This window comes from Geobacter sp. 60473, from assembly GCF_036323535.1.
Classification (GTDB): Bacteria; Desulfobacterota; Desulfuromonadia; order Geobacterales; family Geobacteraceae; genus Geobacter; species Geobacter sulfurreducens.
In genome coordinates, this window is the sequence record NZ_AP028967.1 from 3245821 (window position 1) to 3260568 (window position 14748).

A 14748-nucleotide genomic window follows, 5' to 3' on the forward strand; every position below is an offset into this window, starting at 1 on the left:
CCCCGCCTCCTGTGGCACAGATCACCCCCGGACCGGCGGAAGGCCGGCGCTGCTGCGCGTTCAGCCGCCATGGCGGTCCGTGGCCTGTCCGGCCGTTACTTGTAGTTTTTCCGCCGGAAGAGACCCGTTTTGATCGAGACGATCCGGTCGAGGAACAGGATGCCGTCCAGGTGGTCCATCTCGTGCTGGATTGCGACGGCCTCGAAACCGGAGGCCGTGATCTCCCGCTCAGAGCCATCCGCGCCGTCCAGGAAGCGGACCCGGATCTCGGTGGAGCGCTCCACGTCACCCGTGTAGTCGGGGACGCTCATGCATCCTTCGCGCATGACCGCATTGCCCGACCGGTCAACGATCTCCGGGTTGACCATGAGGAGCAGCCCGTGGTTGTTGTCCTTGCCGTGGCGACTGCCCGAGACGTCAATGACGCAGACACGCAGGGTGACGCCGATCTGGGGGGCGGCAACGCCCACGGAGCCGGGACCTTCACGCATGGTCTCGATCAGGTCGTCGATCAGCCCACTAATGGTCTCGTCGATGGCCGTGACGGTATGGCATACCTTCTTCAGGACGGGATGGGGATACTGCAGTATGGTCTGTGCTGGCATGGCGTCAGAGGGAAACCGGTGTGATGGAGCGCACCGAGATCTCCACGTTCAGCTCCTTCCTGATTTCTTCGAGCATGGCCGACACCTGGTCCACCGAGATCCCCTCCGGCAGCGCGGCCTCGATCATCATGACATAGACCGGTTCACCTTTTTTCCCTACCAACTTTGTGTTGAGGTCGGTGATATTGATGCTGCGCTCGGCCAGCTCCTTGGTCACCCGGTAGACGATGCCCGGCTTGTCCGACCCGTAAACCGACAGCATGCAGATTTCCCCTTCGGGGGCGCAGTACTCAGCCTCGTCGGGGGTCATGGTACGGGCTGAGACGGTGAGGCCCATTTCCTCGCCAAGTACCCGGAATTCTTCGAGCAGCCTGCTCTTGGTGAACGGCTTTGGGTGGGAGATGATGAGGATCATGGCGAACTCCCCTCCCAGCATGGTGGAGCTGGAGTCCTCGATGTTGCAGCCGAGCCGGTAGAGAATGCCGGTGGTTCCGGCGACGATGCCGGGCCGGTCCTTGCCGACGACGGAAAGGGCGAAGTGGACAACTGAATCCTTGGTCATGGTGTGCCTCCCGGGGTCGATGCCCGGCAAATGTGTCTCACGATTTGGTTCATTAATCTATAGCAGATGCGGGAGGCCATGGCAAGACCGGCTACCCGGGCCCCAGCCGCTCCCGGGCCGTCTCCACGAGGCAGTCGAAGACCATCTCGCGGCTTTCGATGAAGCGTGGCATGTCCTGGTGCATGATATCTTCGAGCAGATTAAGGACCCGGCCATCGCTGGAGCCCAGTTCATTCATCACCGCTTCCATCATTGCCAGAACCTCATAGAGGTCGTCCCGGTTGAAGGGGTGCGAATCGGGCTTGCCCCGGAACTTGGGCTGATCGCGGTTGACCACGTCCTTGGGATACTTGTAGAAGAGGTCAGACGCCTTGAGCTTTACCGGCATGGCTCGTGTTCTCCTTCCGCTTTGATCAGTTCCGTCCGCGCACCACTGGCCACCACTCAGGTGACGCAGACAAAATCCTCTCCCTCGCGCAAGCCCGCCCTGCGGGCCCAGTCCCGGATTCCATCCCGCGCTCCGCGGGTTCCCACGGTAACGAGAATCTTTTCTGCGCCCGCCCTCACGTCATCCGGTGCCGTCACCGGCGCCCCGTGGAGTGTTCGTCCCTGTTTCCGCGGATCCACGTCGAGCCATCGGCCCACCCGCACCCCCTCCCGCGCCAGGGCTCGTTGCCACGCCCTCCCCTCCAGCCCGGCACCGGCCAGGGTGACGTTGTCCACACCCAGCAGGAACCCCTGGCACAGGTGATGGATTTTGCAGGCGCGGAAGGCATCGGCGGCATATTCACCCATGGTGCGGGTCGCGCGCTCGGGGCGCTCCCGCCAGAAGAACAGCACCTCCGGCAGCCGCGTGAACCTGACCCCCCCGGCTGCAAGCCTCAGCCAGAGGTCGTAATCCTCTGCCCAGCCGGTCTTCCGGTAGCCTCCGGCATCTGTCAGAGCCTGCCGGCGAGCCATGACACTCGGGTGGACGACCGGCGACTCCACAAAGCGGTCACGCATGATTTCCTCGTGAGTCAGCAGGGCGTTTTGCCACTCTTCATAGGTACGCATGCCGAGTCCCACCGAGTGTCGGGGAAAGTGGCGAAACCGGGTGGCTACGAGTCCCAGGCCGGGATCCGCGTCAAGGGCAGCGGCTTGGCGTTCCAGCCGCTGCGGGTGGGAGATGTCGTCACCGTCCATGCGGGCCACGAGTTCCGCTCGGCAGTGGGCGAGGCCGTAATTCAGGGCATCTACCAGTCCCGCGCCCGCGTTGTTGAGCACTCTCACCCGCCGGTCCCGGGCCGCGGCCGCGCGCAACAGCTCCGGCGTGCCGTCGGTGGAACCGTCGTCCACGATAATGAGCTCCCATGCCGTCAGGGACTGCCGGCACAGGGAGGCCAGGGCAGCGGGCAGGAAGCGCTCTTCGTTGCGGACCGGCATGAGAATCGACACGCGGGGTGCGCTCACGGCATCTCCGCCATCAAGGCATGGATCAACTCGGAGGGAAGGCGCTTGGGCTTCATCCCCGGCCCGACGCAGACGAGGGTCACCTTGCCCCCAACCAGCAGCTTGCCGTCCAGGCAGCGCACCACCTGCTGCCCCACGGTGAATGAGGTTTTGCCCACCTCAAGCACCTCGGTCTCGACCCGGACAAGGTCGTCCAGCACTGCCGGGGCACGGAAGTCGATCTCCATCCGCACGACCGGAAATATGCAGTCTCGGTCGGCCAGCTCCCGGACCGAAAGCCCGCGCTCCCGCAGGTACTCGCATCGTCCCCGCTCGAAAAAGCCCAGGTAGCGCGCATGATAGACCACGCCGCCGGCGTCGGTGTCTTCATAGTAGATACGGAATTCCACTCTGGCTCCTCACGAAAAAAAAGAGGCTGTGAGCCTCTTTTTAATGGCAGATGGGGCTGCGGTTACTTGAATCTCAACACCACGTTGGAGGTCACGCCGGTCTCACGCTCCCGCAGCTGCAGGCGCAATTCCTTTGCACTTCCGGCTTCGGCAGGGAAGAACAGGAAGCCGCTGGCAATGCTGTCCGCCGGCAGAGCTTTCCCCTCAAGCCCCTTGTTGCGGATATCTTCGATGATGGTGCGCTCGCGCTCGCCCGACGTCCCTTCGGAAACACCGCCGGCAATGGCTCCGCCGGCTGCGCCGACGGCTGCCCCCTTGCCCACCGCCTCGGCCACGCTGTGCCCTGAGACGATGCCGATGGCCGCCCCGAGAATCGCTCCGCCGGCCGCGCCGAGCAGTGCTCCCTTCCCTGCTCCCTTGCCGAAAAAGGAGGCGAACTGGGTCGACTTCTCGATCCGGTCGACGGCGGTCGTGTTGGGGACCACGGGGAAGTAGCGGTTCTGGTCGTTCACCAGAAAGGTCTGGCTGGAAACGATCTCAAGGCTTCTAGGACCCTTGTTGCTCATGACCACCTGCACCGGCATGACCCCGGTCCCGATCACGTCGAATCCGAAAGCGTCGGTGGCGGAGGCCGTGTCGGCAAAGGCCTCGCCGCCAATGGTCACGCCGTTCACCACCTTACTGTTTATGTAGTCCTCGGCGGGCCTGAACCCGACATACTGGCTCCGATAGGAGGTGCAGGCCGTGAGGATGAGTGTCGGCAGCAGCACGGCAGCAATGATTTTGAGGATGCGAATTTTCATTATTTTAATCTCCCTTTTCCTCGACTGGCTGGCAGCGGGACTCCGCGGCACCTTACGGTTCACGGGCACCGCGTTTTAATGATATCACCTGCTGGTCGGCACGCAACAGCAGGGCTGACTGTACGGGATGCGGGTCTATGGGCGAAAAACCCCGTGAAGGGCTGCAGAGAAGCGGCTTTCAAATTTTAGCTTTGAGCGGCTTTTTGGTAACCACCAAGGCCGCTTCCTCCCCCGACAGCAAAAGCCTGCGAGAAGGCTGTTTCGCCCGCCAGATTGCTAGATTGTAAAAAATTAACAAAAACCAATCTCAACCAGGGTGCGTGCATCGCCTGAAAAGGGAAGGCGGTACTCTGTCACTCGAACAACAGTGAGGCCCATCTCCTCCAAAGCCCCGCGCGCGGCATCAGCCTCTTCCGCGCCCCCCCTCCCCTTCATGGCGATGATCGTCCCCTGGGGCATCAAGAGCGGCAGCGCCATCCTCGCAAAGGAGGGAATGTCACTGAAGGCGCGCGACACGATCCGGTTGAAGCGACGCCCGAGCATTCGAGGCAGATCCTCGCCCCTGGCGTGGACGGCCTCGAGCCTCCGGCACCCCAGCAAACGGGCCGCGTGGCGCTGAAAGATAATCTTCTTTTCAACGGCATCAACCGACACTGCTGTCAGGTCCGGGAACACCAGAGCCAGGGGCAGAACGGGAAAACCGCCTCCCGAGCCCAGATCAAGCAGATCGTCGGCACCGCTCACCAGCCGACACAAGGCCAGCGAGTCGACAAAGTGCTTCAGGGCGATCTCTTCGTCGCCGGTGATGGCCGTAAGGTTGATCTTCCGGTTCCACTTTTTCAGTTCGTCGGCGAAGAGGGAAAACAACGTGACCAGCTCGTCGCTGATCTCTACGCCCAGCTCGGCAGCACCTTCCTGCAGTATCCGGCAGGCCCGGGCGTTCATGACGAGGCGCTCCTGGATTTGATGGCCACGGACAGGATACCGACGGCGGCAGGGGTGACCCCCTGAATGCGTGACGCCTGCCCCAGGGTATCGGGGCGGAAGCGGAGGAGCTTTTCCCTCACCTCGGCGGAGAGCCCGGGAATGACGGCATAGTCCAGATCGGCGGGGATGCGGGTCCCTTCCAGCTTGCGCGCCCGCTCTACCTGATCCAGCTGCCGCTCGATGTAGCCCTGATATTTGATCTGGATCTCCACCTGTTCCTTCACCGACGGCGGAACCATACCCACGACCGGGTCAATCTGCGAAAGCTCCGCATAGGTGATGTCGGGCCGCCGCAAGAGCTGCTCAAACGTCAAAGCATTGCGCAGATCGGTCATGCCGTAGGTTTCGAGGAACGACGGATCCGCTTCGGACGGCAGGAGTTTCGCGGTGCGCAACCGTTCCAGCTCCGCACCGATCCGCTCACGTTTTTCCAGGAACAGCCGGTACTCCTCGTCCCGAACGAGACCCACGGCGTGGCCACGTTCCCGAAGGCGCAGGTCGGCGTTGTCCTCCCGCAGCAGCAACCGGTATTCGGCCCGCGACGTGAACATCCGGTAGGGTTCGCGAGTCCCCAACGTTACCAGATCGTCAATCATGACCCCGATGTAGGCTTCGTCGCGGCCGAGCACCAGGGGCTCCCGGCCTCGCACCCGCAACGCCGCGTTGATACCCGCCACGAGCCCCTGCCCCGCAGCCTCTTCGTAGCCGGATGTGCCGTTGATCTGGCCGGCGTGATAGAGGTTGCGGATGAGCTTTGTTTCAAGTGACGTATGGAGTTGGATCGGATCTACATAGTCGTACTCGATGGCGTAGGCCGGCCGCATGATCTCCACGTTTTCCAGCCCCTCGATGGAGCGGTAGAGGCGATACTGGATATCGATGGGAAGCGAGGTGGAGAGGCCCGACGGATAGTATTCCACCGTATCGCGCCCCTCTGGCTCAAGAAAGCTCTGGTGACGGTCCTTGTCCGGGAACCGCATGACCTTGTCCTCGATGGATGGGCAATACCGGGGACCAACCCCTTCAATAACGCCCGAATAGAGAGGTGAACGGTCAAGACCGCTCCGGATGATTTCGTGGGTACGTTCGTTGGTGTAGGCAATGTAGCAGGGAAGCTGGGGCCGATCGATCCGTTCGGTGGAAAAGGAAAACGGCACTGGCGGATCATCCCCGTACTGGGGTTCCAACCGGGAAAAATCGATGGTGTTCCCGTCCAGGCGCGCCGGGGTTCCCGTCTTGAGGCGGCCGACCGTGAAGCCGAAATCGCGCAACTGGTCAGACAGCCCCACCGACGGCAGGTCTCCCGCCCTGCCGCCCGGGTAATTGGTGAGACCTACGTGGATCAGTCCGCGCATGAAGGTCCCGGTAGTGAGAATAACCGTTTCCCCCAGAAAGCGAACCCCGACCTTGGTCGCCACCCCTCGCACCTGACCATCTTCAACCACGAGGCCCGTGACCTCACCCTGCTTGAGCGAGAGCCGCTCCTGCTGCTCCATCACGTGCTTCATCCGGAGGCGATAGAGCTGCTTGTCCGCCTGGGCGCGGGAAGCCCGCACCGCAGGCCCTTTGCGGGTATTGAGAATGCGGTACTGGATGCCGGTGGCATCGATGTTCTTTCCCATCTCGCCGCCCAGCGCATCGATCTCCTTCACCAGGTGCCCCTTGGCGAGTCCGCCGATGGCCGGATTGCACGACATGAGGGCGATGGCATCCAGGTTGATGGTAAGAAGCAGGGTCTCGCACCCCATCCGTGCCGCGGCCAGGGCCGCCTCACAGCCTGCATGGCCGGCTCCCGCCACGATGACGTCGTACTGTTTTTCGTAATCTATGAAATTCATGACGTCCCGCCGCCTCCCTTCCCCTTCGTTTCACACCAGAACTTCAAGGATACTGTATCCCAGCTTTTTTATCACTACATTCGCAATGTTACAGCAAACGTTTCACGTGAAACATGATGCCGGCATCGGATCAATCTTGACCTGACTCATGCATCGTGTGGCACGGGGAACCTGCGTCAGCCACATCAGTCAGTTGACGTTGTGGGTCACTTGCCAATGCAGAACCGGTCAAAAATGACATCCAGGATGTCATCCGGGGTTGTCTCACCCGTGACCTCACCGACAGCGGCCAGAGCGTCGCGCAACTCAACAGCCAGCAACTCAAGAGTGAACCCCGACGCAAGTCCCTGCTCGAACGCGGCCAAGTGCATCGTGGAGCGTGACAACAGATCGCGGTGACGAACCCGGGATACAGCAACATACTCACGGCTGTCAATAGCAGCTCCATGAATAAAGGTCTGGAAAATTGCTTCCTTCAACTCATCAATGCCGTCGCCGCGCGAGGTGGAAACCATGACCCTGGGCATAAGAGCAAGTTCATCGGGAATCTGCACGGCCCGCGGCAGATCGCATTTATTCTCCACGAGAATGAGTCGCTTGCCGGCAAGGGCCGCAAGGATCATCCGGTCGTCCTCATCAAGTGGTCGCGAACCGTCGACCACCAGCAGTACCAAATCCGCCTCGGGGATCTTTTCAAGGGTCAGGCGCACCCCTTCTTTTTCCACAATATCTTCGGTCTCGCGAATACCGGCGGTATCGATCATCCGGAGCGGCAGACCGCGGATATTGACCACCTCCTCGATAATGTCTCGGGTGGTGCCGGGCACCGAGGTGACGATGGCCCGCTTTTCCTGAAGAAGGGTATTCAGAAGACTGGACTTTCCCACGTTCGGTTTGCCGGCGATAAGGACAGCCACCCCTTCTCGCAGGACCCGTCCCTCGTCAAATCCGGCAATAAGCTCTTCAACCGTTTCGGCGGCCTTCCTCACATGGACCGTTAATGCATCCTGAGCGGCTGGGTCGATGTCGTCTTCGGGAAAGTCGATGAACGCTTCTACCAATGCAAGAGCCTGACGCAACTCGGCCATGACCGTGTCGAGCCGTTGAGATAGCCGCCCCTGGCGCTGGTGCTGAGCCAAGGCAAGGGCAGCGCCGGTCTTGGCCCTGATCACGTCGATGACAGCCTCTGCCTGGACCAGATCGATGCGGCCATTGAGAAAGGCCCGACGGGTAAACTCACCGGGTTCTGCGAGACGCGCCCCGGCGGCAAGCACGAGTTCCAGCACGCGTCGGGTGACGAGATATCCCCCGTGGCACTGGATCTCCAGGACGTCCTCGCGGGTGTAGGACCGTGGACGTACCATGAGGACCGCCATTGCCTCGTCAACGACCTCGCCAGTGACAGTGTCAATGACCGACCCATAATAAAAACGGTGACTCTCGAAGTCACCGTTGAAACCGCGCCTGAAAACACGGTGGGCAATCGAGGGGGCGTCCGGTCCGCTAACGCGGACGATCCCGACCCCACCCTCCCCTGCCGCCGTGCTGATGGCGGCTATGGTATCTTCAACGTACATGGTCCGCTACTTGACCTCCGCCGTACTGATGCTGCGGTTGATGTAGTACTGCTGGATGATGGTAAGCACGTTGTTGACGAGCCAGTAAAGCACAAGGCCAGACGGGAAGTTGAGGAACATGAACGTAAAGACCACCGGCAGCGCCATCATCATCTTCTGCTGCACGGGATCCATCTGGGAGGGCGTCATCTTCTGCTGGATGACCATTGTCACACCCATGATGATCGGGGTCACGTAGTAGGGATCCTTGGCGGCCAGATCGGTGATCCAGAGCATGAAAGGCGCGTGGCGCAACTCTATGGAGAACATGAGCGCCTTGTAGAGCGCGAAGAAGACGGGAATCTGTACGAGCATGGGGAGGCACCCGCCCACAGGGTTCACCTTGTGGGTCTGGTACAGTTCCATCATGGCGCGGTTCATGGCCTCACGGTCATTCTTGAACTTTTCGCGCAACTGCTGCATCTTCGGCTGGAGCTTCTGCATCTCCTTCATGGACTTGTAACTGGAGTGGGTTAGCGGGTAGAAGATAACTTTTATGATAACCGTGATGATGATAATGGCGATCCCGTAGTTCCCGGTGTAGTTGTGGAAAAACTTGAGACTGTGGAGCAAGGGCTTGGCCAGCATCGCGAACCAGCCCAGGTTGATAGCCCGCTCCAGGCTGTTGCCCTGTGCCTTGAGAACATCGATATCCTTGGGCCCGAAGAAAAGACGATAGGTAAGCGCCCGGCCCTCGCCGGGGTTAAGGGACAGTTCCGGTGAAGCGATGGTGTTCTCCAGATAACCCGAGGCTGTCTTGCGGATGGTTGCTGCCGCCATGCTACCCTCATGAGCCAGTACGGCAGAGAGGAAGTACTTGTCAGCGAATCCGGACCAGAGCGGAGCCGCATGAGTCTTTGCGCCCGACTCCAGGTCCTTCACCTTGTCCTCAAACAGTTTGTCCTGGGCAAAGGTCGCCGGTCCGAAGGTCTCAAACCTGCTCTCCTTGACCTTTGGCACAAGGGGATAGGTCTGAACCGTCTGAACAGGCGAGGTTACGCGAGCGCTGCCGCTGTTGGTGACCCGGTATTCCATCTCCAGCCCGTAGCCGTCACCGGAAAAGTTATATGTCTTTGTCACCGTGACGCCGGCCGGCGAAACCCAGGTGAAGGAAAGCTGCTTCTTCTCGCCGGGTACTACGGTGAGTGCGTCGGCACTCGGGACAAAGACTGCATTCTGGTCAAGACCGAAACCGGGGGCGCGGAGGCCAACGGTGTAATTCGACGGATTGTCCTCGGAAACCAGTGTGACGTTCTTGCCGCCCGGACCAGCCGTTTCATGATACCGCTTCAGATCGAGGCGTTTGATGCTCCCGCCCTGGGTGGAAAACGTCACCGAATAGGCAGGAGTGTCGACCGACACGTCCCTGGCGGCAACAGCCGGTTGAGGCTGAGCGGGAACAGTCACGGGAACCGGTGCGGCAGCCACCAGCTGCGCCGGCTGACTTTGCGTCGCAGTGGCAACCGGCTTCGGTGTCTCTTTCGGGGGCGGCGAAAAGAGTGCCGTGTAGCCGTAAAAGAAGAGAATGGATAGAACAACAGCTATCAAAGCCCTTTTTTCCATGTCAGCTCCTGATTATTCGTTACTTGACTGGATCAACGCCGCCCGGATGGAATGGATGACACTTGAGGATCCGGATAGTAGTAAGCCAGAGTCCCTTGACGAGACCATGCCGTGTGAGCGATTCGTGCGCGTATCGTGAACAGGAAGGGTAAAAACGACAGGTAGGCCCCTTGAGGGGAGACAGGTAGCGCTGGTAGATGCCGATGATGTAGAGAATACCCTTCAGCATTCCAAGCCTGCGAGGCGTTCAACAACCGGGTCAAGCTCCCGGCAGACGCCGTGATAATCAAGCCGCTCGGCGCCCTTCTTTGCAATGACATTCAGATCAATGCTCGGAAGGGCTTCGCGATGGTGCCGGTAATACTCCCGCACAAGACGCTTGATGCGGTTACGTACCACAGCCGTTCCCACCTTGCGGCTAACAGTGATTCCAATCCGTCTCCGTCCTGTTTCACCTGGCGTCCAAAGAATAATGAAGCTGGACGTATGAAGCTTTCGCGCCGCTGCGGAGAGCCGAAGAAAATCGGCCCTCCGCAGCAGACGCTCATCCTTGGTAAAACGGAACAGGGTCGAACGTCCTACTTGCCGGCGATGGAAACCGAAAGTCTCTTCCGCCCCTTGGCACGGCGACGCTTGATGACCAGACGGCCGTTTTTGGTTGCCATGCGTACGAGAAAGCCGTGGGTGCGCTTGCGCGACGTATTACTCGGTTGATAAGTCCTCTTCATGGGTTCTCTCCGTACAGTGAAAATCGAGGGTGTTCTCGGGGATTGCAAAGAGGATACTTTTAACCACAGAGACCCTTATATGTCAAGAGTTTATTTACTTACCCCGCAATAAATTGACCTTGCAAATTGGACCACCGTCTGCTAGTCTGCATCTTCCCAAGACTGCCGAAATGGCTGTAAAAGCCACCATTTCACGTTACAACCCCCCGGTTTTTCGTAGTTATTTAGTTATCAACAGTTGTTGAAAAGCCTGTGTATAACTAATAAGTTTCACTATCTCCCGGCGAGTACGGGTTCTGAGCGACTGAGCTTCGCGTTTCCCGAGAAGGTCTGGTTTATGGAAGAAGTTTGGCTCCAGGCACAATCCAATCTCGCTAAGGTTCTCACACATCAGACCTTTAACACCTGGATCGAACCGATCAAGTATCTCGGATCCAAGAAGAACGTGCTGCTGCTGGAAGCCCCGAACCAGTTCGTCAGGGACCGGGTAAGCGAAAACTATCTTCCCATGATTCTCGAATCGGTTCAATCGCTTACCGATTCCCAGACCAAGATCGAACTTCTGATCGCAAAGCCCAAGCCGGAAAAACCTAAACAGCCTGAGGCCCCTCAAGTCACTGCCGCGGAACCGGAAATCTGTTCGGGGCCCGATCACTCGACCAACCTGAACCCCAAGTACACCTTCGACACGTTCGTCTGCGGCGGCAGCAACCAGTTCGCCCACGCGGCGGCCCAGTCGGTGGCGAACAGCCCGGCCGGCAAGTACAATCCCCTTTTCATATACGGTGGCGTTGGGCTGGGTAAAACCCACCTCCTCAACGCAATCGGCAACCATGTACTGTCGGCGAACCGCAAGGCACGGATCTGTTTCTACACGTCGGAAAAATTCATGAACGAACTCATCAACTGCCTGCGATACCAGAAGATGGATCAGTTCAGGAACAAGTTCCGCAAGATGGACATTCTTCTCATCGACGACATTCAGTTTATCGCCGGCAAGGAACGGACCCAGGAGGAGTTTTTCCACACCTTCAACTCTCTCTACGAATCGCACAAGCAGATCGTGGTGACGTCCGACAAGTTCCCCAAGGATATTCCCGGCCTGGAAGAGCGCCTGCGCTCACGTTTCGAGTGGGGCCTCATCGCCGATATCCAGGCGCCCGACACGGAAACCAAGGTAGCGATCCTGCGCAAGAAGGCGGATGCGGACCATATCTCGCTCCCCGACGACGTGGCCCTGTTTCTGGCATCCAGCTCAACCACCAACGTACGGGAACTGGAAGGAATGCTCATCAGGCTCGGTGCCGTTTCGAGCCTGACCGGCAAGAACATCACCCTCGACATGGCCCGGGAAGTCCTCAAGGACATTATTGTGGACAAGTCCAAGGAAATAACGGTGGAGATGATCCAGAAATTCGTGGCCGAACACTTCGGCCTCAAGGTGGCTGATCTCAAGTCGGACAAACGACTCAAGGCGCTGGTGATACCACGCCAGATCGCCATCTTCCTGTGCCGTGATCTTACCAAGTCGTCATATCCTGAGATCGGTGAACGGTTCGGCGGCAAAGATCATTCAACCATCATCCACTCGGTGAAAAAGGTGGAAAAGCTCCTCAGCCAGGATTACGAGCTCAGGAATACCATTGATACCCTGAGAAAGGGGCTGTTGAGCTGAGTGGCAACAACCCTGTGGACAGAGGAACGGTTATCGACATGCCGTTGTCCCTGTCCGAGCACGTCCGTGGATAACCCACGCCGTGCCCACAGGACGGCATACTGAAAAAAACGAGCTGCAAAGGGGTGTTGAGCGATTATCCCCATATCCACAGCCCCTACTGCTTCTACTGATTCTTAAAGAAAACATCACCATAACCATGATGACCTGTTGAAAAGGAGGAGCAATGGAATTCACGATTGACAGGGACACCTTCTCGCGGGCTCTCCAGAAGATCCAGGGGATCGTCGAAAAGCGCAACACCATGCCGATCCTCTCCAACGTCCTCATCGAGGCACTGGAAGACCGGATCGAACTTACCGCCACCGACCTGGAAGTCGGCATGAAGAGCTCCTACCCCACAACGGTTGCGGGTCAGGGCAAAATCACCGTATCGGCCAAGAAGCTCTATGAAATAGTCAAGGAGCTTCCCGATGAGACCATATCATTTCTGACCAAGGCGAACGACTATGTGGAGATCCGCTGCGGCAAGGCCAAGTTCACTATTGTCGGCCTTTCCTCCGAGGAGTTCCCCTATTTCCCCAAGGTCAATGAAGAGAGCTTCATCAGGATCGAAAGCGGCCTGCTGGCCGACATGATCGAGAAAACCTCCTATGCCATCTGCTTCGATGAGACCAAGTACAATCTGAACGGTACCTTCGTGAAGGCGTCCGAGGAAGATGGCCGCTCGATACTTCGCATGGTTGCCACCGACGGTCACCGGCTCTCCATCACCCAGAGGGAATTCAACGGTGCCGTGAGCCCCGAGATGGCCAAGGGAGTCATCTTTCCCAAGAAAGGTATCTTCGAGCTGAAAAAGATGTGCGAGGAGGAGTCGACCCAGCTTTCCCTGGGCTTCATGGATAACAGCGCCGTGCTCGTTAAGGGAAACACCGTCGTGGTGATGCGGCTGGTGGACGGAGAGTTCCCCGACTACACCAGGGTGGTGCCGGTGGCCAATGACCGGATCGTCACCGTGGCGCGGGATCCGTTCTTCCATTCGCTGCGCAGGATGTCCATCCTTTCCAGCGAGAAGTTCAAGGGTATCAAGATGGATATCCAGGAAAGCGGCATGGTGATCTCCTCCAGCAACCCGGAACTGGGCGAGGCGTCCGAGGAGCTGGACGCCGTATTTGCCGGGGATGCCATCTCCATCCGCTTCAACGCCAAGTACCTCATCGATGTGCTGGCAGTGCTGGATGAGAGCAGCGTGGCACTCCACCTGAAGGACGAGCTTTCTCCGGCCATCGTAAGGCCGGCTGACGGCGACGATTTCACGGCGGTAATCATGCCCATGCGTTTGTAGGGAGAGGGTACTTTCGAGACGAACAGGCAAAGGCCGCTCCCCGGGAGAGGCCTTTGCCGTTTCTTGCAGGCCGGTCATTCATGCACCTGAACGCAATTGCCATCAGCGCCTTTCGCAATATCGATCATGTGGAAATCTCATTCGATCGGCGGTTCAACGTCCTGCACGGCGCCAATGGACAGGGGAAAACCTCGGTTTTGGAGGCCATTTACCTCTTGGGGACCATGAAATCGTTCCGGATGGCCAAGGCCCATGATCTCATCGCCTGGAACGCCCCCCACTCGCTGGTACGTGGCGATATCGACAAGGCGGGGGTCAGACGTGAGATAGCTATCTATCTCGGCCGAGAGGGACGCAAGGCCCGCATTGACCGGAAACCGGTCACCAAGCTGGCGGATTTTTTCGGCGCCGTGAACGCAGTGGTATTTTCACCCGAGGAAATTGGCATGGCCCGCGGAGGCCCCGAACTCAGACGCCGCTACCTGGACCGGGCCATATTCAACGGCGACTTGGGGTACCTGCTCCTCCACCATGAGTACCATCGGCTGCTCAAGCAGCGTAATGCTCTGCTGAGACGGGGCGAACGGGACGGATTGGATGTCTGGACAATCCAGCTTGCCGAGGCCGGAGCCCGGCTCATGGTAAGGCGAAGGGTCTATCTTTCTCAGATAGAGCCGCTGGTGCGGCAGTTTTACCGGGATATTGCCGGTGCGGGCCAGGATGTGGGACTTGCCTATCGCTGCCACGGACTGGGGCCCGTCGAGGATGAGCGCGATTGTGCAGCGGCCCTCCGGGATATCATGGCGGCCCATGAGGCCGAGGAACTGCGCCGGGGGGCCACTGGCGTAGGCCCCCACCGGGACGACGTGGATTTCGTCCTGAATGGCCGGGTCATCCGACACCACGGCTCCCAAGGGGAGCAGCGGAGCTTTGTCCTGGCAGTAAAAATGGCCGAGATCGAGTACCTGGAGCGGCTCAACGGTGCGCCGCCGGTGCTTCTGTTGGACGACATCTCCTCGGAACTGGATCCCGAGCGCAACGCGAACCTGATGACCTTTCTCCGGAGAAAACGGATGCAGGTCTTCATCACCACCACTGATATCTCGACCCTCCGCCTGGAGGGGATCGACACCCACGCGTCGTTCCGCGTTTCACGTGGAACGGTGACGCCTTCATAGAGGGAGA

General features: G+C 59.2%; 17 protein-coding genes. 4 read left to right on the forward strand and 13 right to left on the reverse strand.

Annotated elements, in window-relative coordinates; genetic code table 11:
• Positions 1-95: 95 nt before the first annotated feature.
• From def to AABA48_RS14710, 6 genes are all read right to left on the reverse strand, one after another.
• Complete coding sequence (gene def / locus AABA48_RS14685; protein ID WP_286351074.1) at positions 96-605, reverse strand: peptide deformylase; 510 nt, start codon at positions 603-605, stop codon at positions 96-98.
• A 4-nt stretch (positions 606-609) separates the two neighbouring features.
• Complete coding sequence (locus tag AABA48_RS14690; protein WP_286351075.1) at positions 610-1167, reverse strand: glycine cleavage system protein R; 558 nt, start codon at positions 1165-1167, stop codon at positions 610-612.
• Positions 1168-1258: 91 nt separating this feature from the next.
• Complete coding sequence (locus tag AABA48_RS14695; RefSeq protein WP_286351076.1) at positions 1259-1555, reverse strand: hypothetical protein; 297 nt, start codon at positions 1553-1555, stop codon at positions 1259-1261.
• 56 nt (positions 1556-1611) lie between these two features.
• Positions 1612-2619 (reverse strand): glycosyltransferase, encoded by a 1008-nt coding sequence (locus tag AABA48_RS14700; RefSeq protein WP_338270694.1) that lies wholly within the window; start codon positions 2617-2619, stop codon positions 1612-1614.
• Positions 2616-3008 carry a YbgC/FadM family acyl-CoA thioesterase gene (locus tag AABA48_RS14705; RefSeq protein WP_286351078.1) on the reverse strand — a complete coding sequence of 131 codons (393 nt, stop codon included), beginning with the start codon at positions 3006-3008 and terminating at the stop codon, positions 2616-2618. Before AABA48_RS14705 ends, AABA48_RS14700 begins: the two co-directional genes overlap by 4 nt.
• 62 nt (positions 3009-3070) lie before the next feature.
• Entirely contained in the window at positions 3071-3811 is a 741-nt protein-coding gene (locus AABA48_RS14710) for a glycine zipper family protein (protein ID WP_286351079.1), read from the reverse strand.
• 137 nt (positions 3812-3948) lie between these two features.
• Between AABA48_RS14710 and AABA48_RS14715 the strand changes: the two genes are divergently transcribed.
• On the forward strand, positions 3949-4098 hold the full coding sequence (locus tag AABA48_RS14715; RefSeq protein ID WP_286351080.1) for a hypothetical protein: 150 nt from the start codon (positions 3949-3951) through the stop codon (positions 4096-4098).
• Positions 4099-4102: 4 nt separating this feature from the next.
• On the opposite strand, the gene rsmG is transcribed toward AABA48_RS14715, so the two are convergent.
• The 7 genes from rsmG to rpmH all read right to left on the reverse strand — a co-directional run bounded on the left by rsmG (position 4103) and on the right by rpmH (position 10543).
• A complete protein-coding gene (rsmG, locus tag AABA48_RS14720) occupies positions 4103-4756 on the reverse strand; it encodes a 16S rRNA (guanine(527)-N(7))-methyltransferase RsmG (protein ID WP_286351081.1) in 654 nt (217 codons plus the stop codon).
• A complete protein-coding gene (mnmG, locus tag AABA48_RS14725; protein WP_286351082.1) occupies positions 4753-6636 on the reverse strand; it encodes a tRNA uridine-5-carboxymethylaminomethyl(34) synthesis enzyme MnmG in 1884 nt (627 codons plus the stop codon). Before mnmG ends, rsmG begins: the two co-directional genes overlap by 4 nt.
• 206 nt (positions 6637-6842) lie before the next feature.
• Positions 6843-8213, reverse strand: a complete 1371-nt coding sequence (gene mnmE, locus AABA48_RS14730) for a tRNA uridine-5-carboxymethylaminomethyl(34) synthesis GTPase MnmE (RefSeq protein ID WP_286351083.1) — start codon at positions 8211-8213, stop codon at positions 6843-6845.
• A gap of 6 nt (positions 8214-8219) precedes the next feature.
• The gene (yidC, locus tag AABA48_RS14735; protein ID WP_286351084.1) at positions 8220-9815 is read right to left on the reverse strand and encodes a membrane protein insertase YidC; all 1596 of its coding nucleotides are present in this window, start codon (positions 9813-9815) and stop codon (positions 8220-8222) included.
• 19 nt (positions 9816-9834) lie between these two features.
• Positions 9835-10044 (reverse strand): membrane protein insertion efficiency factor YidD, encoded by a 210-nt coding sequence (yidD, locus tag AABA48_RS14740; protein WP_052269454.1) that lies wholly within the window; start codon positions 10042-10044, stop codon positions 9835-9837.
• Positions 10038-10382, reverse strand: a complete 345-nt coding sequence (gene rnpA / locus AABA48_RS14745) for a ribonuclease P protein component (RefSeq protein WP_286352541.1) — start codon at positions 10380-10382, stop codon at positions 10038-10040. Before rnpA ends, yidD begins: the two co-directional genes overlap by 7 nt.
• A gap of 11 nt (positions 10383-10393) precedes the next feature.
• Positions 10394-10543, reverse strand: a complete 150-nt coding sequence (gene rpmH, locus AABA48_RS14750) for a 50S ribosomal protein L34 (protein WP_010944078.1) — start codon at positions 10541-10543, stop codon at positions 10394-10396.
• A 337-nt stretch (positions 10544-10880) separates the two neighbouring features.
• Between rpmH and dnaA the strand changes: the two genes are divergently transcribed.
• From dnaA to recF, 3 genes are all read left to right on the forward strand, one after another.
• Complete coding sequence (gene dnaA, locus AABA48_RS14755; protein ID WP_286351085.1) at positions 10881-12218, forward strand: chromosomal replication initiator protein DnaA; 1338 nt, start codon at positions 10881-10883, stop codon at positions 12216-12218.
• Between the two features lie 226 nt (positions 12219-12444).
• Positions 12445-13563, forward strand: a complete 1119-nt coding sequence (gene dnaN / locus AABA48_RS14760) for a DNA polymerase III subunit beta (protein WP_286351086.1) — start codon at positions 12445-12447, stop codon at positions 13561-13563.
• An 80-nt stretch (positions 13564-13643) separates the two neighbouring features.
• Positions 13644-14741 carry a DNA replication/repair protein RecF gene (gene recF / locus AABA48_RS14765; protein WP_286352542.1) on the forward strand — a complete coding sequence of 366 codons (1098 nt, stop codon included), beginning with the start codon at positions 13644-13646 and terminating at the stop codon, positions 14739-14741.
• The last annotated feature ends 7 nt before the right edge of the window (positions 14742-14748 follow it).

Bases quoted from the DNA above. Each gene is read 5' to 3' on its own strand.
- rsmG (WP_286351081.1), bottom strand. From the start codon at position 4,756: ATGAACGCCCGGGCCTGCCGGATACTGCAGGAAGGTGCTGCCGAGCTG.
- recF (WP_286352542.1), top strand. From the start codon at position 13,644: ATGCACCTGAACGCAATTGCCATCAGCGCCTTTCGCAATATCGATCAT.
- mnmE (WP_286351083.1), bottom strand. From the start codon at position 8,213: ATGTACGTTGAAGATACCATAGCCGCCATCAGCACGGCGGCAGGGGAG.
- rpmH (WP_010944078.1), bottom strand. From the start codon at position 10,543: ATGAAGAGGACTTATCAACCGAGTAATACGTCGCGCAAGCGCACCCAC.
- AABA48_RS14690 (WP_286351075.1), bottom strand. From the start codon at position 1,167: ATGACCAAGGATTCAGTTGTCCACTTCGCCCTTTCCGTCGTCGGCAAG.
- yidD (WP_052269454.1), bottom strand. From the start codon at position 10,044: ATGCTGAAGGGTATTCTCTACATCATCGGCATCTACCAGCGCTACCTG.
- AABA48_RS14695 (WP_286351076.1), bottom strand. From the start codon at position 1,555: ATGCCGGTAAAGCTCAAGGCGTCTGACCTCTTCTACAAGTATCCCAAG.
- def (WP_286351074.1), bottom strand. From the start codon at position 605: ATGCCAGCACAGACCATACTGCAGTATCCCCATCCCGTCCTGAAGAAG.
- mnmG (WP_286351082.1), bottom strand. From the start codon at position 6,636: ATGAATTTCATAGATTACGAAAAACAGTACGACGTCATCGTGGCGGGA.
- AABA48_RS14710 (WP_286351079.1), bottom strand. From the start codon at position 3,811: ATGAAAATTCGCATCCTCAAAATCATTGCTGCCGTGCTGCTGCCGACA.
- AABA48_RS14715 (WP_286351080.1), top strand. From the start codon at position 3,949: ATGGGCGAAAAACCCCGTGAAGGGCTGCAGAGAAGCGGCTTTCAAATT.
- yidC (WP_286351084.1), bottom strand. From the start codon at position 9,815: ATGGAAAAAAGGGCTTTGATAGCTGTTGTTCTATCCATTCTCTTCTTT.
- dnaN (WP_286351086.1), top strand. From the start codon at position 12,445: ATGGAATTCACGATTGACAGGGACACCTTCTCGCGGGCTCTCCAGAAG.
- dnaA (WP_286351085.1), top strand. From the start codon at position 10,881: ATGGAAGAAGTTTGGCTCCAGGCACAATCCAATCTCGCTAAGGTTCTC.